Raw genomic sequence first — 21,455 nt, 5'->3', positions numbered from 1 at the left:
GGAGAGTTGATCTCCCGAATATCTCCCAAAGGATCTGCATCATCAGGCACGGGCTCCGAGCCGGTCCGGCATGGCATACTTGAAGTATGGCAACCCGGAAGATCACCATCACCGTGCCGGAAGAGCTAGTGGAATCGATCAAGGAGCGCGTCGACGCACGCGGGGTGTCCGGCTACATCGCAGCCGCTGCCGCACATCAGGACGCCATGGACCGACTGCGCGAGCTGGCCGGGCGACTCGAGGAAGAGCACGGCGCCGTGACGGACGACGAGCAGCAGGCAGCGCTGGACCGCATCGCCGCCATTGACGGCTGGCATGACGAGCAGCGTTCACATTCGGACGAGGCCGCGTGAGCCGCACCACCCAGGCGAAGCTGCACCGCCCGCGACAGCGCGTCTTCGTGTTCGACTCCGAGGCTCTCTCCAAGGCAGTTCAGGGCGATCGGGAGATGGCTGCGCTGATCAAGACAACTCCGCGGCTCGACATCCCGATCGTCACCTCAGCGCTCACGACCTTGGAAGCATGGGACCCTCGCGAAACGTCGAGGCAGGCGCTGTGGAACTGGACGTTGTCCCGAATCCGCGTCGTGCACACGGACGACCAGGTGATCGCCCTGGCACGCGACATGTTGAAGACAGCGGGCCTGCATGGGCACAAGTACGCCATCGACGCGGTTCTGGCGGCTGTGGCCGGGCGGGAAGCCGCGCAGGGAGCTGAGGCAACCGTCTTCACCTCCGACACCGACGACATGAATCAACTCCTCGCGGGACGCTCCGTGCGAGTCGAGAAGGTCTGACGAAACACCGCCCGCGCCCGACTCCGGCGGCTCGTCGGCTCCCCGACCGCCTGGCGGCCGCACATCGACGGGCGCCCTCCGCTACGGGTGGTCATGCTGGCTGCCGGAGCGGCGTGCGAACGTGTGGTACGTCTCGATCTGCAGGTTCGGCGGCAGCGTGCCCATGCCCGAGGTAGATAACGAGCGCCTTGTTGAAGGCGACGAGAAGGGTGCCGCCTCCGACTCCTAGAGCTGCGGCCAGGCAGTGAGCCCAGTGGACCGCCAACGTGTTCGTGCCGCTGCCCGCCGTACCGAGAACGACGCAATGACCAAGTTCGTTCAGGAAGACGCGTCCATGGTCATCTTGCATAGATGAGGTAGCGCCCTACCCAACAAGCTGGTACACGCCGCGCCCGTTGGGAGGTGGTCCGTCCAGCGACAAGGCCCTGACAGGCACCATGCGCTCGAGCGGGCAGCCTGATCCCAATACCCTCTTCAATCGGTGTGCGGCGATCGAATCCCCTGAGAGAGCCACTAGAACGTTGTCACAGAGGGCTGGTTGACTCTCGAACGCCCCTGATCCTGACGACTCCACAATCTGCGCACTCCAGGTGCGCAGTTGTTTCGCGGAGTCGTGCGCTTCTAGGCTCACTCTCCAACAACCATTTCTCATGGCGCAGTTGAAGGGGGCCCGCACTCATGTCGTATCCGCCGACCGGTGACGATCCACTGCTCCGGCGAGCACAGATCGCCGCGCTCGCAGGCGTAAGCCGACCGACCGTAACAGCCTGGGAAAGACAGGAGACCGACTTCCCCTCGGCGCGGCGCTCCAACGGACAGGACTACTTTCGACGGTCGGAGATCATGGAGTGGCTGGACCGGAGGCCGGTACCGCCCGAGCGACTCGTCGCAGGAGAGCCCGTCGGCACCAGTTACGGGAACCGTGCCCGGAAGGGGGAACAAGCCGGTAAGCCTCCAGCCGACGCGGCGAAGCGCCGTCTCGGCGCCGGGTCGTCGTACCGCATGCCGACCGGCGCTGTCGATGAACCCCGCCCCGAGAACCGACAGATCGCAAACGATCTGATGGGCAGCCTCATCGACCGGGTACGGGGGGCGGCCAGTGTGCTCGACTATCTGAACCTGCTGGCTTGCCTCCACTATCTCCGCGGCGCCGCCGCGGACCGCTTCGACACATTGGCCGCCCGCGCCCGCACTCTCAACAGTCTCGACGAGGCGGCCCAGTTGCTCCGGGACGTCGGCCGCGCGGCCGACGAGGACATGCGTGACCTCGGCGTCCATTCGAGCATGCAGGAGGCGTTGGGGCGCCTGGAGCCGCGGACCGCTCGTGACCTTCGCAATGTCGTGGATGCGATGAGCCGCCTCACCGAGGACGTGTTCGGGCTCATCCTCGACGAGTACGAGCAGCGAGCCGCGCTGGGCAGCGGCGAGTTCTTCACTCCTCGCCCTGTGGTTCGGCTGATGACACGGCTGGCCTGCTCGGAGTTCGGCCCGGGCGAACCGGAGTCCGTCTACGACCCGTACGCCCGCGACGGAGGATTCCTCATCGAGGCCACGGCCGCCTGCGCCTTGGACGAGGACGGTCTGCCTCGCGAGAAGACGCTGCGGACGTACGGCGAGACACGGCGCGCCGACACATGGCGACTGGCGACCATGAATCTCCTTCTTCATGGCGTCTCCCCTGCTCTCGACCTGAAGCACTCACCGCCCTGGCACGACGGCCCGGGGCGGGCTCCGCTGGAGTCGTTCGACATCGTGCTCACCAACCCACCGTTCAACATGAGCGACCCCGGCCGCGGGGAGCGCGGCGAGGGGCAGTGGGCGTACGGGGCTCCGCCGCTCGACAACGACAACCTTGCCTGGGTCCAGCACTGTCTGGCGAAGCTGCGCGAGGGGGGCCGAGCCGGGATCATCATGCCCAACAAGGCAGGCAACTCCGGTCACAAAGCCGAGCAGAGCATTCGGCGGAATCTGGTGGAGCGCGGAGTCGTCGACTGTGTCGTCGCCCTGCCGGCCCAGTTGTTCACCGGCACTGCCGTACCGGTCTCTGTGTGGATACTGCGCCACCCCGACAACCCCTGCGACAGCACACTGTTCCTCGACGCACGGCACCTGGGAGCGAAGAACGGATCGCGTCGGGTCCTCAGCGCCCTGGACGCCGAATCTCTTCTCGACGCCTACCGCGCTCACAGGAACGCGGCAGGGGCCGCTCCTCCCCTCGGGACGACAACCACGGAGCACCACGTACCTACCGCCCTGGTATCCCGGGAAGAACTGCGACGCAGCGACTACTCGCTCAACCCTCTCGACCATGTCGAACGCCGGAGCGACGGAGGAAAAGGCATCGAGCACGAGCTCGTGTCCGCCCGGGAGCGGCTGAGCGACGCCGAAGAGCACCTACGGGATGTACAGGACGCCGCCGCTCAGCTGCCGTTCGTCGGGGACCAGGGACCACTGCGCCGGAGGAACCAGCCGGCCTCCCTGGCCAGCCTCGACTCGCTGTGCGAGATACAGGCCGGACCGTCCTATTCCAAGCTGGGCAAGAAGCAGCGCAGCACCCGCGGCCCCGTTCCCGTGGTGTTCCCGCGGCATCTCAAGGACCGGTGCATCAGTGACGAGGCGGACGAACGGGTCACAGAGGAGACGGCCCGTCGGCTGAGGAACTTCGAGCTGTGGCACAAGGACATCGTTTGTGTCCGCTCTGGTGCGATCGTTCCGCCAGCGCTGGTGCAGCAGCATCAAGCCGGCTGGCTGATGAGCCCAAATGTCATCCGGCTCCGCGTGCCGGAGGCGCAGAAGGAGCGAGTACTTCCGGAGTACCTGCTCCACTACCTGTGCCTGGACGAGTCCATCGCCTGGATGCGGGACCGAGCCGCCGCCACCGCTGCCCCGTCACTCCGATCCGAATCCCTCGGGTCGCTGCGTATTCCACTGCCGGAGCTGGCCGAGCAGCAGGAGATCGTGGCCGCGCTGAACGGCCTTGACGAGCTGGACCGCGCACATCTGGCCGTCGCTGCCTCAGTGCGGCACACCCGCATCGCCTTGGCCGGTGCGCTGCTGGGCCCATCTACCGAACCCGCCCCTGGCATCATCCCTCGCCGCCGATTCGAGAAGGAAGCGTCACTGTGAACGCCCAGCACCGATCGCCCGCTCCGACAACCCCTCCTACGTCGGCCTCGGAGCCCGCGAACAGTTCTTGGATTCCCTGGCTGCTGGTCATGGTGCTGTGCTCTGCCCTGGTCGCGGTATGCGTCGGGTTTCTCAAGGTCCTCGACGGCACCCCGGCTTCCGGAGCCCTGCTCTCGGCAGGTGCAGCGTTCGGAGGAACCGCGCTGCTCTGCTTCGCCGTGGTGCCGGTAGTCCAACAGCTGCGTCAGCGCAGCTAGCCGGCTCCTTGTGGATCTTGCTGGGCTCGCATGCGTCAGTGCCCGCTCCACCGTGGGCGAGAGCGCCCGGGCGCGTGAGCGATGCGTGAGCGAACAGTCCGGCACGAGGTGTCAACGAGCGGGACTGAGCACGAGGCCGCGTGGCGCTGACCAGGTGCAACAGCTCCACGCGGCAGCCTCCGGCACTACCCGGCAAGGTTTCGATTCCACTCCTAAAGCGAGTGTCGCAGGTTCGAATCCTGCCGGAGGCACAGTGTCTGACCAGCGCGTTTACCTCTCTCGGGCAGGCGCGCTGTTCGTCGTAGCCGTGGCATTGGCCGTCAGTAGGTTCCACAGCATGGCGAACACCAAGCTCAAGCCCGTTCGGAGAGTCCGCAGCCAACGGATCCGGCTACCAGGCCGGCGTGGCCTTCTTCCTCAACCGCCGGCTCGGTGTCGCCGAGCTCGACGAGACGTCGTATGAGCGGGCCGAAGGCATCATGCGCAACTACCTCAAGCCGGCCTTCGGCACGCTGAAGGCCGGCAAGCTCACGGCCGAGATACTGGAACTCTTCTACGCCCGTCTCCGCCAGTGCCAGGAACAGTGGGAAGGCCGCCCGCAACGGCAAGACCGACCCGACGACCATGCAGAAGCACGTCTGCCAAGCGCTCGCTGCGAACAGCATCCACAAGATCCATTTCATCCTGGGCCGGCGCTTAACCGCCGCCTCCCCGGCGGGCCGCTGCCGTTCTCGGCCGCAGTGATCAGGGCACCGGCGGGCCTACAGCGGACGCATGACGGAACGCCGACCCGTCCTCCACGTCGACGGGACCGTGCAGTTGAACGCGGGGCCGGAGGAGTTCAAGAGGCGCTGAGCCGACGACGAGAGAAGCTCCTGAGCTGCCCGACGTCGAGGTTTTCCGAAGGGTGTTCGAGTCCTGTGCGAAGGACCGGGTCGTCCGACGCGCCGACGTGCGCGACGCGGGCGTCCTGCACGGGGTGGGCGCCGCGCCCGGCAGCTGAGCGACGTGTTGGAGGGCCGGCGATTCACCAAGGCGGACCGGCGCGGCAAGTGGCTCCTGGCCCACACCGGCGGCCCCACCTGCACTTCGGTATGACCGGCCGCCTGCTCTTCGCCCACCCCGACGAACCGGCCGAGCCCCACGACCGCGTCCTGTTCACCATGGGTGCCGACCGCCAGTTCCGCTACAGGGACCAGCGCAAGCTCCAAGGCCTGTGGCTGGCCGACGACGACGCCGAGATGGACCGCGAGGAGTTCGAGGCCGCGCTCTCCGCACGCCGCAGCAGCATCAAGACCGTCCTCACCAACCAGTCCGTCGTAGCCGGACTGGGCAACCTGCCGGCCGACGAGATCCTCTGGCGCGCGAAGGTACGCCCCAGCACCCACTCGAACGACCTCACCGAGGCCGACCGCCGCCGCCTCTACACCCGGATGCGCCGCACCCTGCCCGCCTGGGGGGTCGTACGACGGTGTGGTGCGCGAGGTGTCAGTAGTACCAGCAGTAGGGGCTGAGCTCCTCATCTGGGCAGAAGTAGACAGCGGCCGTGTTGACGCCGGGTGCCCCCACGGTCAGGCGAGGTGGGTCGGCGTAGTTGAAGTAAGAACCCGGATCGGGCGTGGCGATGAAGGTGACAGTCGTTCCGACCGGGAAGCTCGCGGAGCACGTGCCGGTCTGGCCCGGGCGCCCTTCTTCGCTCTCATACGGGTTCAGAAACGCCACCACATGACAGTTGATCCCGGCCGGCTGGCTGGTGACGGTTCCGCCGCCAAAGCTGTCGTGGATCCACACAACCACCTGACCCTGCTGGGTCTCAACGGCGTGCGCGGCTCCGACCGGGGCGGTGGTGCTGAGCGCGGCCGTGGCGGCGAGCGCGGTCGCGACCAGGACCTTACGCCAGGGGGTGCCGACTCCGAGCCTGCGTCGAGGTGTCGCGACGGGGTCGGCCGTCGCAGGGGGATTTGGTTTGCTGCTCATCGATTGCTCCCGGGTCCGATCCCTCCATCCTGGACGGCGGCTCGGGGCGCGGCCCATCCCAGAAATGTGGGGAATTGCGTCGTACGCTCGAAACATGGCGGTTCCCATGGCCTACGCGCGGTCGCTCGAGCGTGTCGTCCGCCTCTGCGAGGCCGGTGGCGACTCCCGGAACCTGCGTGTGCGGCTCCTCGACGAGCTGCAGATAGCCACCGGCTTCGACGCGTACGCCTTCCTTCTCACCGACCCCGAGACCGCCGTGGGCTGCTCACCGGTCGCCGACGTACCGTGCCTGCCGGAACTGCCCAAGATGTCCCGCCTGAAATACCTGACCGCGCTCGACCGCTGGACGGCACTCGACGGCGTCGCCCTGCTGAGCGATCTCCCCGACCCCTCCCGCAACCTGCTGTGGCGCGAACTGCTGCGGGACTACGGCGTGCGGGACATCGCCTCGCTGGTGTTCAAGGACCGCTTCGGCTGCTGGGGCTTCCTCGACCTGTACCGCTACGACCGGGCCTTCAGCGCCGCGGAAGCCGCGTACCTGGCCCGCCTCACCGCCCCGGTGTCCACGGCGCTGCGCCGCAGCCAGGCGGGGACCTTCGTCGTACGACCGTCCCACGCCCCGCGCCCGGGTCCGCTGGTGCTGCTGCTCTCCCCCGACCTGCTGGTGCTCGCCCAGACCCCGGAGACCTACACCTGTCTGAGCCTGCTGGTGCCGCCCGAGGACGGCCGCCCGGCGGTGCCCGCGAGCGCCTACAACGTCGCGGCCCAGCTGCTGGCCGTCGAGGCGGGAGTCGATGCGCACCCGCCACGCTCCCGGGTTCACCTGGCGGACGGCCTGTGGCTCACCCTGAGCGCCGCCCGGATCGGCGACGCGGCTCCACCGGCCCGGCGCCGGGCCATCGCCGTCACCATCGAGGAGACCTCACCGACCGAGCGGCTCGCGGTTTTCGCCAGGGCTTTCGCCCTGAGCCCTCGCGAGGGCGACCTGCTCGGTCACCTGGCCAGGGGCGGCGACAACCACACGGTGGCCTGCCTGATGTCCCTGTCCGAGCTCACCGTGCAGGACCACCTGAAGTCGATCTTCGCCAAGACCTCGACCAGCGCCCGGGGAATGCTCCTTGCCCGCGCCCTCGGAGCGTGAGCCCTCACTTCTGAGAGGGCGGTACGTGACTTGATGTCTGTATTGCCCTGTCGGCTGGGGTAGGCAGGCTGCTCGGGGGGCCGCCGGGCGGCTATGGCCGCGGCTGGGCGAACAATCCCTGCTCGGTCTCGACCAGGATGCCGCGCTCGGTCAGCCGCTTGAGTTTCAGGCGGGTGTTGTTGAAGGCCACCTGCCTGGCCTGCCCCGTCCGCCCGCAGTGCACCGACGCGGTCAGCGGTCCGCGCTCACTCGCGCTGCTGCCTACCCGTGAACTGCACGAGATCCAGCAGCACAACCGTCTCGACCAGCGCACTGAGGACTGGCAGCGCCGGTACGCGATCCGAGCCGGCATCGAAGCCACCCTCTCCCAGAACGTCCGCGCCTGCGGCCTGCGCCGAACCCGCTACCGAGGCCTGCCGAAAACGCACATCGGGCACGTCCTGACCGCACTGGCCTGCAGCGTCACCCGCATCGCCGACTGGATCGCCGAACCGACCCGCCCCCGGCGGGCACCAAGCCACTTCCGCGCCCTCTGCACCGCCCCCAGCTGACCCCGACAAGATCACCAACAGAGTCACGGCATTGGCCCTAGGCCGAAACGGCTACTTGCCTTCGGCTTCGCGGGAGACGGGAGCCCACTCGGCCCACTCGGTGAGGTGTTGCTGGGGGAAGGATTTCTATGGGTTCAGAGCTCGGCGACGACGCGTCGTAGTGTGCCCGGCGCGATGCGCAGCATGGCGGGCATGACTTTCGTCTGACCGGGGAATGCCATGTTCCGCCCCCGCCGAAGAGCTTTCATCGTGACCGCCGCCACCTGTGCGGGAGTCAGTTTCTCCCCCGTGGCTTCGGCGTTCATGGGCGTGTCCGTAGACGGTGGGAGGACCTCGAGGACATGGGTGCCCTGCGGGGCGAGTTGACGGCGCAAGCCATCCGCAAAGCCGTGCAGGCCGGCCTTCACCGCGCCGTGGGTAGGCGCGCGAGTGGGCGAGACCAAAGCGAACCCCGAGGTGATGAATACGATCGCGTCGGGCGATGGCCATCGCTCGAGCACTTCACCCGTCAAGTGGATGGGGGCGGTGAGGTTCAACGCCACCTCGTCATCGAGAGTCGCATTGGGGTTCTTGCCGGCGGCATAGTCTCGTTCCTCGAACGTACCGGCGTTGTTGACCAACACGTCCAAACACCCAAAGCGATCAGCGACTGCTTGCAACAGCGCTGCCCGATCAGCTGCGTTCGTCACATCAGCCCGCACGGCCAGCGCCTGCGGGTGTGCCTGCGCGAATCGGTCAAGCGCAGCCTGCGAACGTCCGCAGACGACGACTGACGCCCCGAGCTCCACGAAGGATTGCGCGAGGCTCAAGCCGATGCCTGAGGTCCCGCCAGTGATGAGTACGGTCTGTGACACGATGTCGCCTCTCCGTATAGCGTACCGATTGGTACGAAACACGTTAGCACATCCGTACCGATCGGTACCGAAGGGGTAGGATGAAGAAATGTTCTCGACGACACCGGCCCCTACTGGCAGGCCTCGCGCGTTCGACATCGACGAGGCACTCGATCGTGCAGTCCTGGTGTTCTGGTCAAAGGGTTTCGAGGGCGCCAGCCTTGACGACCTCACCGAAGCGATGGGTATCAGCCGCCCCAGCCTGTACAGGGCGTTCGGCAACAAAGAAGACCTCTTCTACAAAGCGCTGGAGCGGTACACCGAGGGCTTGACCTCCTACTTCGCTCGAGCTCTGGCAGAGCCCACAAGTGAAGCAGTGGCTACTGCTGTGCTCCACGGGACGGTCGAGGCGGCAACCATGCCGGGCTTGCCCACGGGCTGTCTTGGCGTGCAGGGTGCGTTGGCTACCGGGGATGAGAGCCGCCAAGTCCGAGACGCACTCATCGCATGGCGCGAGGATGGGATAGCCCACTTGACGCGCCGGTTTCAGCAGGCGGTGGACGCCGGTGACCTTCCGCCTTCCACAGATCCTCATCTTCTTGCGCTCTACCTGAGAACAGTCGCCAATGGGATTGCCGTCCAGGCCGCGAGTGGTAGTTCCCGCCCTGAGCTGCTGCAAGTCGCGAACCTCGCGTTGGGCAGCTGGCCAAGGCTGTAGTCAGCTAGTTCCGTACTTCGCGGGTGGCAGCGAAAGGTGGATCCGGCGCCAACGCGCAGTTGTCTGGCCCCGCGGCTATCGGCGGCCATCTCGTTTACGCTCGCTGCGTCGCAGTGCGCGACGTTGCTTTCCTGGCAGGGTGGCGGCCAACTCACCCACCAGGGAGACGTCGTGGCAATCGCCGTCTTGGCTGCCCCGGCACCACCACACCGGTGGGCCGGCCGCGTCCGTTTCGCCCTGGTACCAGTCGTCAGTGGTCCCTGCGGGACGAGGGTGCATTCCGATCTTGTGTTCCGAGCAGATCGGCCAGACCCGCCAGAGCAACTCCATGATGGTCGACTGCGCCGCATCTGCGACCACAGTCAGGACCGTCGTCGCATCGTCCGGCTCTGGCGGGTCGCCCTCCTCCAGGTCGCACGCATTCACCGAATTGCCGTGCCAACGGCCGTCGGGCATCGCCACGTAGACCTGACCCCTGTCGATTCCGCTCGGGGGCAAAGGCCGCCGAGGCGGGTCAACCATCAGTATCAGTGCTTCTTGATCCGGCAGGGTCGCCATCAGGTCGCAATTGACCACAGCGAGTGCGGCCTCCAGCTTCGGCCACTGACCGGGCTCGGCCGGCCTGGGCTCCGGGAGATGCTGCCAGTCATGACCAGGACCGATGCTGAAATGCGAGGAGTAGTTCACCGGGGCATCGTCTCAGTCACCCCGTCTTTCACCGGTGACGGAGGGTGAAAGCAGCTCAGGTCTCTGGCCAGCGAGGGTGTGTGGGTTCCAAGCCGAGGAGGTCGAGCAGGTTGAGCTGAATGCCGCGGGTGATGGCGATGACGGGTGGGTCGGCGGCGCTGCCGACCCGTAGTCGCAGGTCGGAGAGGTGGTAGAGGATCATTCTGCCGGTGGGTCGCACCTTCTGGTTGCCGGGGTAGAGGCCCAGCATCTTCTGGTCACCTCCGAGGGCTTGCCGGACCTGGCGTTCGATCAGGCAGACCAGCAGCAGGGACAGGCAGATCACCGCGATCCGGGGAGCTGACCCTCGGCGCGGTGCTGGCACGGCTGGAGGAGCGGGAACGCGAGATCACCGCGCAGGCCGAGACGACGCGGGAACAGATCACGCAGCTGACCACACAGCTCGACGAACTCGGCCGGGCCGCTGAAGAAGTCCGGATCACCGCAAGACACTGCTGGGGCTGCCCGACCCGCAACCGCCCGCGCCGCCGGCACCGAAACTGCCGGACCATCCGGCCTACCAGCAGATCATCGCGGTGTTCACCGCGGCCGACCATCCGCTGCGTGCGCGGCAGGTGCGCGAGGCGATGGACCTGGCGGTCGCGCCCAACAACATCAACAACGTCCGCCTCAAGCTCAAGCGGCTGGCCGGCCACGGGATCCTGGCCGAGACCGAGCCAGGCTTGTTCACCCAGCCTCGGCCGTAGTCGACCGATGTCGCCACGACCTGCCCGCTTGTCCCGCACGAAACGAAGAATCGGGCATCAGGTCTCATACCGCCCTCTTAGAGGGTGTTACGTCCGTTTCTGGTAGATACCTCGTCCAGACTGGGTGAGGAAGCCTTGGCGGGTGAGGCATCCGAGGCGGCTGCGGGTGACGTTCAAGTGGAGAGGGTGGGGCACCAACCGCCGGGTCCGATAGCGCCGAGAGAGGACCCGGTCCGATAGCACCGAGAGGGGAGGCTGTCCGCTTGGGCGCGGGAACTGATGCACGCCGAGGTCCAGGAGCAGGGAGTGGCTCGGCAGCGCCGTGATCGCCTACCTCTGCGGTGGCTCAGCGGGCCGACGGTCGGACACCATCTTCGGCGGCATCCCGGTACGACTTCTGTGCTGGCTCCGTGGACCTGACGCGACCGGCCTCGGTCGAGCCCCAGGGCGGCGCTGTAGGGGGTTGAGCGCAGGCCCGGCGAGATCCCCGTACGACACGCAGCGGGCATCTCCGCTTGATCGTTACGCCGCGTCCCCTGCGGGATGCCGGACGGCCTTCTTCACGTCCATCTCGACGCAGACCCGGTCCACGCAACGCGGGCGGTCGATCCCTCGTCTGGCAGGGAGAACAGCCAGGAACCACCCCCTGAACGGAGTGCTCGGTGCTCATAGGACTCCTGACCGCCGTTGCGGCCTCGATTTGTTACGGCACGGGCTCCGTCCTCCAGGCCGTCGGCTCCCGCAAGTCGGCCCGCCGCGAGGCGGCCGCCGCCGGGCACACCACCGGACAGGTCACCACGCATGGCGGCCCCAGTCTCTCCTCCACCGTCCAGGCCGCGATGACCTGGGAGTTCGTCGTCGGCACGGTCCTGGACTTCGTCGGCTTCGGGCTCGGCGCGCTCGCCGCCCGTCTGCTGCCGCTGTTCCTCTCCCAGACGGTCATCAGCGCCAACCTCATCATCACGGCCGTCCTGAGCGTCAAGCTGCTCGGCATCCGGCTGACCCGGGCGGAGTGGACCTCGATCGCAGTCGTCTGCTCGGCGCTGGTGCTGCTCGCGAGCGCGGCGGGCCCTGAGGGCAGCGGGCACACGCCGATCACCACCCACTGGTGGCTCCTCACGATCTCACTGCTACTGATGGCGGGCGGCACGGTCCTGGTCCGGCTGCTCGGCGCCCGGGCCGCAATCCTGGCCGGTCTGCTCTCCGGTCTCGGCTTCGGCGCGCTCGGCGTGGGCGTGCGAGTGCTGAACGGGATCGATCCGTTCGACCTGGGCACGCTGCTCACCGACCCGGCCCTGTACGCCATTCTGGTCGCCGGAATCGGCGGCATGTACCTGCACACCGTTGCGCTGCAGATCGGCTCGGTGAACGGGGCGACGGCGGCGCTGGTGGTCGGCGAGACCGTGCTGCCCGGCATGATCGGCGTCTGGTGGCTGGGGGACGCCTCACGCCCCGGCTTCGCCTGGCTGGCGGTGACCGGCTTCGTCCTGGCGGTCTCGGGCGCGGTCGCGGTGGCCTGGTTCGGCGCGCCGGAGAACGCCGGGAAGGACGTCCCGGCCCCGACCGACACCCCCACCCAGAACCCGGCGCTTGCCCCAAACCGAGCCTAGTGGCGTCGGGGACTGGCGCGGTGGCTGCCGCTCCGTGTCCAGTCCCCGCACTTTCAAACCGTACGTGCGGTTCTCCCGCATACGGCTTTCCCGCATCGTTCACCGGCTGGCATGCCTGTCGCCCTGCGCACGGCGTTGTCACGTTGTTGGGTGTGTGATCGTCTGAGAGGGCGCCAAGCCCCTTCCCTCTCGGTTCGTGATTACTCGTTCGTGGTACTGATCGTCGCGCGGGCCAGCTGTTCGGCATGTGCATGCTGGGATGCGGGGCATAGGGCGAAGACCGTATCCGAGCGACTTGTCGGACGAGCAGTGGGCATTGATCGAGCCGGTGGTCACGGCCTGGTTGCATGCGGCCCACCAGCGCGCTCTGGACGACGCCCGCCGCCCCGCACGGGTCCTGACCTGGCGCATCCAACGCCTCAGCGCAGGGCCGGCGCCCAGCGCACAAGCCCGCGCCGCACAAGCCCGCAGCGCACCCTGGACTGACAGCGAAGCCCAGCGCCCCGACACTTCGGTCCACCACGCAGCCGCCGCCCCGGCTCCACAGCCGCCGCAAGCACGGCGCAGCTGATCACGACTCGGCGGGCAACGTGGGAGCGCGCCGCGTGGTGTCGCCGATCACCGGGCTCACGCGTCCAGCCCGTCTTCACCTCCGACACCGACGACATGAACCAACTCGTCGCAGGACACTCCGTGCGAGTCGAGAAAGTCTGACCAGACGCCGCCCGTGCCTCACTACGACCACTCGCCGGCTCCGAAGGGGCGTTTTCCCTGGTCAGGCGCCACGTGGCCCGCATCTCCACAGGTCACAGCCCTGCCCAGGGAAAACTCCCAAAGCGGGCGTTCGCAGGCCTGACCTGTCGGCGAGAGCGCGAGAACATCGCCTCCGCAGCGGCGCTCGAGCAGGGCAAGGCGGAAGAGCCCGTGCCGGACGATGCTGATCGGTTGGGAGACCTTCGGGAGATCAACTCACCGTCCACTCACGCAAACGGCCTCGGACGACGAGTCCGAGGCCGACCAGAGAGCCTCTCTGGGGGAGGAACGGACTGGCGCAAGCGAGGGCGCCCACGGGCCACGTCGAGGCTCGGTCGGGCGGGCATCGGTCACTGCCGGCTGATCGCGCGGGATACTCCGGCCGTGACCGTGGTGGCCAGGACCCAGCCGGCCGCGATCAGCCCATAGGCCAGCCATTGCCCGCTGCCGCGTGGCGCGAAGGCGCCTTCCTGCCCGAACGTGATGATCGGCACCAGAAGGTCGAGTGTGTAGAAGACGGCGTTGAAGTCCGGCGCTTTGGCGGCTTCGAGCGGAGCGGGGGGATGCAGGCCGAAGAACAGTGTGCCGCAGACGAGCAGAGCCATCAGCCAGAGACCTGCGCGGAGTGGTCGGTAGCCGTAGCCGACGGCCACGTCCTGGACGTGGCCCCAGGCGCGGGTGTGCGCGGAGAGGGTGGTGCGGCGGTGGCGTTGTTTGGCGAGGAGTACCGTGCGCGCCTCGTCCTCGTGCCCCAGCTTCCGGTAAGCCGTTGCGAGTTGCTCGTACGGTTGTGGGAGGTAGCCGCCGCCGGCGCGCCGGATCCACCGGACTCGCTCGGCCGCCGACAAGGGGAACGCGAGGGCGTCGTACGTTGTCTCGGCCAGCCGGAGGTCGGCGGGCCAGGTGTCGGGGGCGTCGTACAGCGTCCCCAGCTGGGCGTTGCGTGCGTCCACCACGCCGTCGATCGGCCGCTGAGTGCGCAGGTCGGTCTCCCGGGCCTGAATCGCGCGCAGGGACAGGGCGGTGCCGTCGGCTTCGGTCAGTCTGGCGTCGCGGAAGCTGAGTTCCGTACCGATACGCGTGCCGTCGAGTTGAATGCCGCCGTCGACCGTGAGACCACGGCCGAGGTCGAAGTTACGGCTGACTGTGACATCGACCGCTTCCAGGGCGATGTCGCCGGGGTTGCTCAGTCGGGCACCGCAGAAGCCGATGGCTGCCGCGACCGTGGCACCGGAGAGGATGATCCGTCCTTCGGCGCTGAATCCCGGGTGGAAGGTGAAGTCCTGGGCGACCTGCACGTGGTAGGCGTCCAGGGCGTGACCACCAGGGTTCCGTAGCGAAGCGCCTTCCAGATCGAACTCGCCGTCGATGGACGCACCGGACAGTCGGAATCGCCCCTCGACAGCCAGCTTGGCGCACAGCAGATCGCCGCCCACCTTGGCGTGGACGGCGGAGATCGCCTCGCCGTCGGGGCACGTGATCACCATGTCACGTATGTCCAGATCACCGTTGATCTGGGTGCGGTTGAGCACGAGGGGCCCCGTCACGTGACAGCGGGTGAGCACCAGCCGGGCGTCGATCTGTGCCGTGTCGGCGACCAGGCCGGGCAGGGCACAGCCACTCATGACCAACTCGCGGGTCCGGGCCCCCTGCAGCAGGGGGGGTTCGTCGAAGCGGCAGTCGGTGAGGACCACAGGCACGGCGATCTCGGTGAATCGGAGATTCAGGCAGCCTGTGACGCGTGCACCGGTCAGGCGCAGCGCAGGGCGGTCACCCGGAGCGTGATCAACGCCGGCATCCAGCAGCAGGGCCGCGATGATGTCGGCCCGGACCACTGCTTCCGCCGATGCCAGGTCGTCCAGGACGTCGACGGTGCGTCCTTGGGAGAAGGAGTCCCACAACCGCCGTTCGGGAGCGTTGAGTTCGTCGAGGCGCACGATCGACGATCTTCCTGGTACGACGATGTGTCGGACAAGCCCTTTCAAAGTCCCGGTCCTGTAAGGCGTGAGGCGATGGAAGGACGACGAGCCGTTACTCGAACAGGTTCCGGTGTGCTCGGCTCCATGCCGGCCTGCGCTCGAGTTAGGACTGGAGGTGACTCATGGCCACGACTGGTGGCCCGAGACCCACCGCTCCTACGGCAGAGCCTGGACTGCGGGCGACACCGTGTCCAGGCTCAGTCGCGACGGGACGGCCGAGGACGAACCACTGTATTTGCCCGCATAGCCAACCGGGCCGCCTTGCATCGCCCAGAACGCCAGCTTCCCGATGACCATGCCGGGAAACAGACGAACCGGCGCGGCGACCGCGATCTCCAGCGTCCACGGGAAAATGGCGCCGCTATGACCGAGGGGCGCCGGGAACTGGATCCAGACACCGAGCGTCGACACCGAGCGTCGACACCGAGCGGCAGGCATAGAGGGTGGCCGCGTAGTGCGGACTTGCTACGGCGCCGCCGGTGCGGCGCGTGCCGTGTACCTGGCCGGCGCCGCCCTCAACCGTGCGGACTGGCGCGCCGACGCACATGCCGCCCTCCGTGGTGCGCTGACCGCGGCGAGCGGCGAGCTGATCCTCGACTCCGCGCTGTGCCACGGCTGGGCGGGTCTGCTTCAGATCGTGCTGCGCATGGCACACGACAGCGCCGACCCGAGCTACCGCACCGTCGCCGACGCGCTGGCGTGCGGGTGATGGGCGGGTTCGACCCTGAGGCGCCGTTCGGTTTCCGCTACCGCCATTCTCTCGCGCCACGCGCTCTCGACCGCCCCGGCTTTCTGGAAGGAGCCGCGGGCGTCGCCCTCGCCCTCCACACCTACGCCACGGGGAACGTACCGGCGACGTCATGGGACAGCGCCCTGCTGGTGAGCTGACCGGACGAGGAACGTCGCCGCCCTGGCTGAGCCTCCGGCAAGCCGAGCCGAACCCCTCTCCGTCACCACTCGGGGCACGGTGCAGGCGTTGTCACGTAGGGGCCGTGCCGTTACTTGAGCTCGTCGGCGGTGAAGTAGCCGTCCTCGACAAGGGTGTCGTAATTGGTCTTGTCGACGCTCGTGGGCTGCAGAAGGACTGCGGGCACGGCCTTGACGCCGTTCTTGTAACCCGTGGAGTCGTCCACCCACGGCGCCCTGTCCTTGAGTATGTCGTCGACCATGGTTATGGCGGCATCGGCGAGCAGACGGACGTCCTTGTAGACGGTCTGCGACTGCTGACCCGCGATGATCGACTTCACCGACGCCAGTTCGGCGTCCTGACCGGTGATGACGGGGAGGGGCTTGATGTCGGAGCCGTAGCCGGCCGACTTCAGCGCGGACAGGACGCCCCTTGAGATGCCGTCGTACGGCGACAGGACCGCGTCGACCCGTTCACTGCGGTACCACTTGGTGAGGACGCTGCTCATGCGTTTTTGCGCGGTGGGCCCGTCCCAGCGAGGGGTGGTGATCTGCTTGAGCTCGGTCTCGCCGGACCGGACGACCAACTGCCTGCTGTCCAGAAACGGCTGCAGGTGCGTCATCGAACCGTCGAAGAAGTATTTGGTGTTGTTGTCGTCGGGGGAGCCGGCGAACAACTCGATGTTGAACGGGCCTTTGCCGTCCTCCAGGCCGAGCTTTTTGATGATGTAGCTGGCCTGGATCAGACCGACCATCTCGTTGTCGAAGGAAACGTAGTAGTCGACGTTCTTGGTGCCGAGGATGAGCCGGTCGTAGGAGATCACCGGAATGTCCGCGTCGGCGGCCTGTTGAAGCACGCCGTTCAGCGACTTGTTGTCGATGGCCGCGATGATCAGGGCGTCGACGCCCTGCTGGACCAGTTTCCCGACCTGTGAGACCTGGGCTTTCGGGTCGTCGTCGCCGTAGACCAGCTTGGTCTTGTACCCCCTGGCCTTGAGGCCCTCGACGATGCTCTTGCCGTCGGTGAGCCAGCGCTCGGAGGACCGGGTCGGCATGGCGATGCCGACGGTACCGCCCTTGGCGCTGTCCTCCGAGCCGCCCGCACTGCCCTTACCGCAGGCGGACAGGGTGAAGGCGAGGGAGGCGCCTCCGGCGAGGACGGTTCTTCGATTGAACATCGTGATTGTTCCTTGTTCTTCTCGGCGGTGAGGGGATGACGGCGTGTCAGACGTCGAGGGGGAAGCGGTGGGGCGGGCCGGGCAGTCGGCGGGCAGGTCGAGAACGGGCGGGACGCGCCGTACCGCTCCCGGGCGATGTGGAGGGTCAGGTCCCGCACATGGGTGCCGCACAGGTAGACCCGCAGGCACCCTGGACAGACCGAACTTCAGACAGGGCCGGCTGTGACGGATCAGCTCGGCGGCCTCGTGGATCCGCACCTGGCCGCCGAGGTCGTCAGGGTCGGGTCGGCCCGGCACATGGTTCGAGTCGGCGCCGCGTTCCGACCACATGCGTGCTGATTCCGGCAACGCACAGGGCACTCGCCTTTCGACGTTCGAAATATAGTCACATGTTCGAAATATTGGCGCGACGTTAAGGGGAAGCGGGCGGGGTGTCAACAGTACGAACTGGAACGGTTACAGAAGGTGCGACTACGAGACCACCTGGAGTCTTCGAAACATTCGAAGCAGTGAACTTCGACTTTTGATCTCCCAATCACGGCATTACCGATCAACCCGAATTCACTCCACCAGGCATGGCCGCCATCAGGAAGAACTCTCCCCTTGGGACAATCGGCCTGGGCGAATGTTTCGGGATCAATGTCGAAACCATTGACAGTTGACAGGGGCATCCCAAAACTGTTCGCCGTTGGCAGAGCTCAACCGCTGTCGACGCGGGCCGGCACGAACCACCCGCCGACACCAGGTGCCTGACCCCGTCGGCCTCACGAGGACGAGGAGGAAGCACGCTCATGAACGACGGACCCGCACACCCGACGCGCCGCAGCGTCTGCACCCTGCTGCTGGCCACCGGGGCCACGTTGGCCCTGCCCTCCGCCGCCGAGGCGGCCACGGTCATCAGCACGAACCAGACCGGAACCAACAACGGGTACTACTACTCGTTCTGGACGGACAGTCAGGGCACGGTCTCCATGACCCTGAACTCCGGTGGCAACTACAGCACCTCGTGGAGGAATACCGGGAACTTCGTCGCCGGCAAGGGCTGGAGCAACGGCTCACGCCGGACCGTGACCTACTCCGGCAGCTTCAACCCGTCCGGCAACGGCTACCTGACTCTCTACGGGTGGACGTCGAACCCGCTCGTCGAGTACTACATCGTCGACAACTGGGGCACCTACCGGCCCACCGGGGCGTACAAGGGCGCTGTCACCAGCGACGGCGGCACGTACGACATCTACCAGACCACGCGCTACAACGCCCCGTCCGTCGAGGGCACCCGCACGTTCAACCAGTACTGGAGCGTCCGGCAGTCGAGGCGAACCGGTGGCACCATCACCACCGGCAACCACTTCGACGCCTGGGCCCGCGCCGGAATGCCCCTGGGGAGCTTCAGCTACTACATGATCCTCGCCACCGAGGGATACCAGAGCAGCGGGAGCTCCAACATCACGGTGTGGTAGGCCAGTTCGGAGAGGGGTCGGCTGCGGAGCAGCGGTCGGACGGCGACCGTGACGATGGACGTGCCGTCCCCCGCGGGGGTTCTCTCCCTCCTGTCTCCCTGTCTCCCTGTCTCCCTGTCCCTCTCTCCCTCCGGGACATCGGCGCCGATGTCCCGGTCCCAGGCGCTGACCCCCGAATCCCCCAGGCTGGAGGACCGCTCCTCATGAAAGCCACACCACGTCTGTCGCCACTCGCCGTCGCCGCGCTCGCCACGGCCGGCACCCTCACCCTCACCGTCGACGCCGCCGCCCCGGCGCAGGCCGCCACCTGCAACGGGTACGTCGGGCTCACCTTCGACGACGGACCGTCCAGCAGCACCCCGGCCCTGCTCAACGCGCTCACGCAGAACGGGCTGCGGGCCACGATGTTCAACCAGGGCCAGTACGCCGCCGCCTACCCGGCCCGGGTCAAGGCCCAGGTCGATGCCGGCATGTGGGTCGGCAACCACAGCTACACCCACCCGCATCTGACCCAGCAGAGCCAGGCGACGATCGACTCGGAGATCTCCCGGACCCAGCAGGCCGTCGCGGCCGCGGGCGGCGGTACGCCGAAGCTGTTCCGGCCGCCGTACGGCGAGACCAACTCGACGGTGAAGGCCGTCGAGGCCAAGTACGGCCTGACCGAGATCCTCTGGAACGTCGACTCCCAGGACTGGAACGGCGCGAGCACCGATGCGATCGTGGCGGCGGCCGGCCGGCTCACCAGCGGCCAGGTCATCCTCATGCACGACTGGTCCGCCAACTCCCTCGCGGCGATCCCGCGCATCGCCCAGGGGTTGGCTGCCCGGGGCCTGTGCGCCGGCATGATCTCCCCGCAAACCGGCCGCGCCGTGGCTCCGACGGCAGCAGTGCCGACGGGAGCGGCACGATGAACGTACCGTCCCGGCGAACGCCATTGCCGTGAACGCCTTGCCGGCGATGCCGGTGGCGTCGTGAGCGGAGCGGGAGCGCGGCGGGCAGGGTGCTGACTGTGGGACCCGGTCGCCGGACAAGGCCCAGGTTCGGGACCTGGGCCTTGGGTTGTTCTCTGCCTTGGGTTGGAGGCTCTGCACCCCGTAGATGTTCGTGTGGGCGCGCAGCGGCACCTCCGTGGGCGGGACGGCCGGCCGCAGCGTCGGGAACCGGGTGAGCAGGGCGGGGAAGGCGACGCTCATCTCGACGCGGGCCAGCTGCCGGCCCAGGCACTGGTGGGCGCCGTGGCCGAAGACCAGGTGGCCGGAGGCCTTGCGGTGCAGGTCGAGGCGGTCGGGGTCCGGGTACCTCGCCGGGTCGCGGTTGGCGGCCTGGAACGGGACGACGACCGTCTCACCGGCCGGGTCGGCGATGGTCAGGTAGCAACAGCTCCTCGACGGCCTGGTCGGCGAGGCCTGGATCGCTGCGCAGGGCGGCGAGCTGGTCCGGGTTGCTCAGCAGCGCGAAGGTGCCGAGCCAGACACCCAGGGCAGCCGACGAGCGTGTCCAGGGCGAGGGCGCCCGGCGGGGCCGGCGGGGTGATGGCCCGACGCGCGTGACGTCGTCGAGATGCGCCGTCGCGACGAACTCGTCGACGCTGCACGGGAGTTTCGTCGGCGCCCCAGGTCAGTGGCGAAGAGCCCAGGCCGCCTCGCGCTCGCGGCGCGGCCACACGGGTGGTTCTGCACGGAGCGCCTGTGCCCGCGTTCGGCTTCACAACGCCTTGGCCGTACAGGGGACTTGGGCCGGCCGCGGGGTCGCCGCCCTTGCTCGTTGGTCAGACGATCGGCGTGCCGACGGGCATATATCCGGCATTTGCGCATTAACCTCTCGTCATCTTATGACGTGGCGGATCGCGTATGCGTCCGCTTCAACGCTCGGAGAAGACATGCGCAAGCCTCGCAAGACCGCTGTCGTGGCCGTCCTCCTCGGCGCCATCTGCTTCCTCGGCACCGGCACCGCCTACGCCGACGGGCAGGGGCACGGACACAAGCAAGGGCACAAGCAGGAACACAAGCAGGGGCACAAGCACGGCCACAAGCACGGCCACAAGCACGGCCACAAGCACGGGCACAAGCACAAGCGCGACAGTAAAGAGACCAGGACGGTCTTCATCGCCCAGAGCACCTCCTGCACGACGACCGAAGAGAACATCGACGTACAGGGCCAGTCCGGGTTCCAGAACGGCCTGGAAGGCAACCGGTCCAACGGCGAGGGCTCGCCCGGCTCGCAGACCACCGACCTCGGCTCGAGCCAGGGCTGCAACAACACCCTCGTCCTCGGCAAGTAGCACACACGGGTTCGGAGAGACAGCTGCCCCCTCGGAGTGATCTCCGAGGGGGCTGTTTCATGCAGCGTTCAGTACTGCTCGGTCTCCACGAAACCCGCGTCCCCGTTGTCGTCCGCGTCGAAGGCAGCGGCGGTCGGGTCGAATCCGGGCGGGCTGTCCTTGAGGCCCAGGCCCATGCCGGCCAGCTTCGCCTTGACCTCGTCGATCGACTTCGCACCGAAGTTACGGATGTCGAGCAGGTCCGCCTCGGAGCGCGCCAGGAGCTCACCCACGGAGTGGACGCCCTCGCGCTTGAGGCAGTTGTACGAACGGACCGTGAGCTCGAGCTCCTCGATCGGCAGCGCGAGGTCGGCGGCGAGGGCGGCGTCCGTGGGCGACGGGCCCATGTCGATGCCCTCGGCGTCGATGTTCAGCTCACGGGCGAGACCGAACAGCTCGACCAGCGTCTTACCGGCC

The 21,455-nt window shown here is 67.5% G+C and carries 23 protein-coding genes, 1 tRNA gene and 1 pseudogene; 15 read left to right on the top strand and 10 right to left on the bottom strand.

Annotation, left to right across the window (positions count from 1 at the left end):
• The first annotated feature begins 86 nt into the window (after positions 1-86).
• The 4 genes from ADL12_RS04790 (at position 87) to ADL12_RS53715 (ending at position 4,430) form a co-directional block, all read left to right on the top strand.
• Complete coding sequence (locus tag ADL12_RS04790; RefSeq protein ID WP_062698815.1) at positions 87-353, top strand: hypothetical protein; 267 nt, start codon at positions 87-89, stop codon at positions 351-353.
• Entirely contained in the window at positions 350-796 is a 447-nt protein-coding gene (locus ADL12_RS04785; protein WP_062698813.1) for a hypothetical protein, read from the top strand. The genes ADL12_RS04790 and ADL12_RS04785 overlap by 4 nt, the downstream gene beginning before the upstream one ends.
• A 1,062-nt stretch (positions 797-1,858) precedes the next feature.
• Positions 1,859-3,922 (top strand): type I restriction-modification system subunit M/S, encoded by a 2,064-nt coding sequence (locus ADL12_RS04780; RefSeq protein ID WP_159053079.1) that lies wholly within the window; start codon positions 1,859-1,861, stop codon positions 3,920-3,922.
• A gap of 432 nt (positions 3,923-4,354) precedes the next feature.
• Positions 4,355-4,430: transfer RNA gene (locus ADL12_RS53715), tRNA-OTHER, on the top strand.
• 102 nt (positions 4,431-4,532) lie between these two features.
• On the opposite strand, the gene ADL12_RS04775 is transcribed toward ADL12_RS53715, so the two are convergent.
• A complete protein-coding gene (locus ADL12_RS04775; protein WP_159053078.1) occupies positions 4,533-4,844 on the bottom strand; it encodes a hypothetical protein in 312 nt (103 codons plus the stop codon).
• A 429-nt stretch (positions 4,845-5,273) separates the two neighbouring features.
• On the opposite strand from ADL12_RS04775, the gene ADL12_RS04770 reads away from it, so the two are divergent.
• On the top strand, positions 5,274-5,693 hold the full coding sequence (locus tag ADL12_RS04770) for an Fpg/Nei family DNA glycosylase (protein ID WP_244187772.1): 420 nt from the start codon (positions 5,274-5,276) through the stop codon (positions 5,691-5,693).
• On the opposite strand, the gene ADL12_RS04765 is transcribed toward ADL12_RS04770, so the two are convergent.
• A complete protein-coding gene (locus tag ADL12_RS04765) occupies positions 5,668-6,156 on the bottom strand; it encodes a hypothetical protein (protein ID WP_107119829.1) in 489 nt (162 codons plus the stop codon). The two genes, ADL12_RS04770 and ADL12_RS04765, sit on opposite strands and share 26 nt — an antisense overlap.
• Positions 6,157-6,250: 94 nt before the next feature.
• Between ADL12_RS04765 and ADL12_RS04760 the strand changes: the two genes are divergently transcribed.
• On the top strand, positions 6,251-7,297 hold the full coding sequence (locus ADL12_RS04760; RefSeq protein WP_062698805.1) for a helix-turn-helix transcriptional regulator: 1,047 nt from the start codon (positions 6,251-6,253) through the stop codon (positions 7,295-7,297).
• Between the two features lie 179 nt (positions 7,298-7,476).
• Complete coding sequence (locus tag ADL12_RS04755; RefSeq protein ID WP_062698803.1) at positions 7,477-7,848, top strand: transposase; 372 nt, start codon at positions 7,477-7,479, stop codon at positions 7,846-7,848.
• A 134-nt stretch (positions 7,849-7,982) separates the two neighbouring features.
• On the opposite strand, the gene ADL12_RS04750 is transcribed toward ADL12_RS04755, so the two are convergent.
• A complete protein-coding gene (locus tag ADL12_RS04750) occupies positions 7,983-8,702 on the bottom strand; it encodes an SDR family NAD(P)-dependent oxidoreductase (RefSeq protein WP_062698802.1) in 720 nt (239 codons plus the stop codon).
• A gap of 88 nt (positions 8,703-8,790) precedes the next feature.
• On the opposite strand from ADL12_RS04750, the gene ADL12_RS04745 reads away from it, so the two are divergent.
• On the top strand, positions 8,791-9,399 hold the full coding sequence (locus ADL12_RS04745) for a TetR/AcrR family transcriptional regulator (RefSeq protein ID WP_062698800.1): 609 nt from the start codon (positions 8,791-8,793) through the stop codon (positions 9,397-9,399).
• A gap of 75 nt (positions 9,400-9,474) precedes the next feature.
• Here the strand turns inward: ADL12_RS04745 and ADL12_RS04740 are convergent, their stop codons facing one another.
• Positions 9,475-10,086 carry a hypothetical protein gene (locus ADL12_RS04740; RefSeq protein ID WP_062698798.1) on the bottom strand — a complete coding sequence of 204 codons (612 nt, stop codon included), beginning with the start codon at positions 10,084-10,086 and terminating at the stop codon, positions 9,475-9,477.
• Between the two features lie 55 nt (positions 10,087-10,141).
• Entirely contained in the window at positions 10,142-10,450 is a 309-nt protein-coding gene (locus tag ADL12_RS56070; RefSeq protein WP_244187771.1) for a hypothetical protein, read from the bottom strand.
• 211 nt (positions 10,451-10,661) lie between these two features.
• Between ADL12_RS56070 and ADL12_RS56065 the strand changes: the two genes are divergently transcribed.
• The gene (locus ADL12_RS56065; protein ID WP_244187770.1) at positions 10,662-10,832 is read left to right on the top strand and encodes a hypothetical protein; all 171 of its coding nucleotides are present in this window, start codon (positions 10,662-10,664) and stop codon (positions 10,830-10,832) included.
• A gap of 662 nt (positions 10,833-11,494) precedes the next feature.
• Positions 11,495-12,442 (top strand): diguanylate cyclase family protein, encoded by a 948-nt coding sequence (locus tag ADL12_RS04730; protein WP_062698796.1) that lies wholly within the window; start codon positions 11,495-11,497, stop codon positions 12,440-12,442.
• Between the two features lie 1,103 nt (positions 12,443-13,545).
• Here the strand turns inward: ADL12_RS04730 and ADL12_RS04725 are convergent.
• Positions 13,546-15,132, bottom strand: coding sequence for a hypothetical protein (locus ADL12_RS04725; RefSeq protein ID WP_062698795.1), 1,587 nt, complete (start codon positions 15,130-15,132; stop codon positions 13,546-13,548).
• A 198-nt stretch (positions 15,133-15,330) separates the two neighbouring features.
• Positions 15,331-15,585: a dCTP deaminase/dUTPase family protein gene (locus tag ADL12_RS04720; RefSeq protein WP_079051838.1), complete on the bottom strand. Its 255-nt coding sequence runs from the start codon at positions 15,583-15,585 to the stop codon at positions 15,331-15,333.
• Between the two features lie 43 nt (positions 15,586-15,628).
• On the opposite strand from ADL12_RS04720, the gene ADL12_RS56050 reads away from it, so the two are divergent.
• Positions 15,629-15,883: a lanthionine synthetase LanC family protein gene (locus tag ADL12_RS56050; protein ID WP_244187769.1), complete on the top strand. Its 255-nt coding sequence runs from the start codon at positions 15,629-15,631 to the stop codon at positions 15,881-15,883.
• Positions 15,883-16,062, top strand: a complete 180-nt coding sequence (locus tag ADL12_RS56045) for a hypothetical protein (RefSeq protein ID WP_244187768.1) — start codon at positions 15,883-15,885, stop codon at positions 16,060-16,062. The genes ADL12_RS56050 and ADL12_RS56045 overlap by 1 nt, the downstream gene beginning before the upstream one ends.
• A 110-nt stretch (positions 16,063-16,172) precedes the next feature.
• Here the strand turns inward: ADL12_RS56045 and chvE are convergent, their stop codons facing one another.
• Positions 16,173-17,258 (bottom strand): multiple monosaccharide ABC transporter substrate-binding protein, encoded by a 1,086-nt coding sequence (chvE, locus tag ADL12_RS04710; RefSeq protein ID WP_062698793.1) that lies wholly within the window; start codon positions 17,256-17,258, stop codon positions 16,173-16,175.
• A 791-nt stretch (positions 17,259-18,049) separates the two neighbouring features.
• Here chvE and ADL12_RS04705 point away from each other — a divergent pair.
• Both ADL12_RS04705 and ADL12_RS04700 read left to right on the top strand, forming a co-directional pair.
• Positions 18,050-18,718 carry a glycoside hydrolase family 11 protein gene (locus tag ADL12_RS04705; protein WP_062698791.1) on the top strand — a complete coding sequence of 223 codons (669 nt, stop codon included), beginning with the start codon at positions 18,050-18,052 and terminating at the stop codon, positions 18,716-18,718.
• A gap of 203 nt (positions 18,719-18,921) precedes the next feature.
• Entirely contained in the window at positions 18,922-19,629 is a 708-nt protein-coding gene (locus ADL12_RS04700; protein ID WP_062698789.1) for a polysaccharide deacetylase family protein, read from the top strand.
• Between the two features lie 168 nt (positions 19,630-19,797).
• On the opposite strand, the pseudogene ADL12_RS49610 reads toward ADL12_RS04700, so the two are convergent.
• Positions 19,798-20,185, bottom strand: a pseudogene (locus tag ADL12_RS49610) (cytochrome P450); the annotation flags it as partial.
• A gap of 412 nt (positions 20,186-20,597) precedes the next feature.
• Between ADL12_RS49610 and ADL12_RS04690 the strand changes: the two are divergent.
• A complete protein-coding gene (locus ADL12_RS04690) occupies positions 20,598-20,999 on the top strand; it encodes a hypothetical protein (RefSeq protein ID WP_062698786.1) in 402 nt (133 codons plus the stop codon).
• Between the two features lie 68 nt (positions 21,000-21,067).
• Here ADL12_RS04690 and ADL12_RS04685 read toward each other — a convergent pair.
• Positions 21,068-21,455: DNA-directed RNA polymerase subunit alpha C-terminal domain-containing protein (locus tag ADL12_RS04685; protein WP_279617124.1), on the bottom strand; the 388-nt coding region annotated here is incomplete at its 5' end.

Origin of the sequence: Streptomyces regalis (assembly GCF_001509475.1) — a bacterium.
Classification (GTDB): domain Bacteria; phylum Actinomycetota; class Actinomycetes; order Streptomycetales; family Streptomycetaceae; genus Streptomyces; species Streptomyces regalis.
This window is presented reverse-complemented; position numbering and strand designations above follow the sequence as displayed.

Bases quoted from the DNA above. Each gene is read 5' to 3' on its own strand.
- ADL12_RS56045 (WP_244187768.1), top strand. From the start codon at position 15,883: ATGGGCGGGTTCGACCCTGAGGCGCCGTTCGGTTTCCGCTACCGCCAT.
- ADL12_RS04790 (WP_062698815.1), top strand. From the start codon at position 87: ATGGCAACCCGGAAGATCACCATCACCGTGCCGGAAGAGCTAGTGGAA.
- ADL12_RS04780 (WP_159053079.1), top strand. From the start codon at position 1,859: ATGGGCAGCCTCATCGACCGGGTACGGGGGGCGGCCAGTGTGCTCGAC.
- chvE (WP_062698793.1), bottom strand. From the start codon at position 17,258: ATGTTCAATCGAAGAACCGTCCTCGCCGGAGGCGCCTCCCTCGCCTTC.
- ADL12_RS04770 (WP_244187772.1), top strand. From the start codon at position 5,274: ATGACCGGCCGCCTGCTCTTCGCCCACCCCGACGAACCGGCCGAGCCC.
- ADL12_RS04700 (WP_062698789.1), top strand. From the start codon at position 18,922: ATGAAAGCCACACCACGTCTGTCGCCACTCGCCGTCGCCGCGCTCGCC.
- ADL12_RS04775 (WP_159053078.1), bottom strand. From the start codon at position 4,844: ATGCTGTTCGCAGCGAGCGCTTGGCAGACGTGCTTCTGCATGGTCGTC.
- ADL12_RS04760 (WP_062698805.1), top strand. From the start codon at position 6,251: ATGGCGGTTCCCATGGCCTACGCGCGGTCGCTCGAGCGTGTCGTCCGC.
- ADL12_RS04765 (WP_107119829.1), bottom strand. From the start codon at position 6,156: ATGAGCAGCAAACCAAATCCCCCTGCGACGGCCGACCCCGTCGCGACA.
- ADL12_RS04705 (WP_062698791.1), top strand. From the start codon at position 18,050: ATGAACGACGGACCCGCACACCCGACGCGCCGCAGCGTCTGCACCCTG.
- ADL12_RS04745 (WP_062698800.1), top strand. From the start codon at position 8,791: ATGTTCTCGACGACACCGGCCCCTACTGGCAGGCCTCGCGCGTTCGAC.
- ADL12_RS04690 (WP_062698786.1), top strand. From the start codon at position 20,598: ATGCGCAAGCCTCGCAAGACCGCTGTCGTGGCCGTCCTCCTCGGCGCC.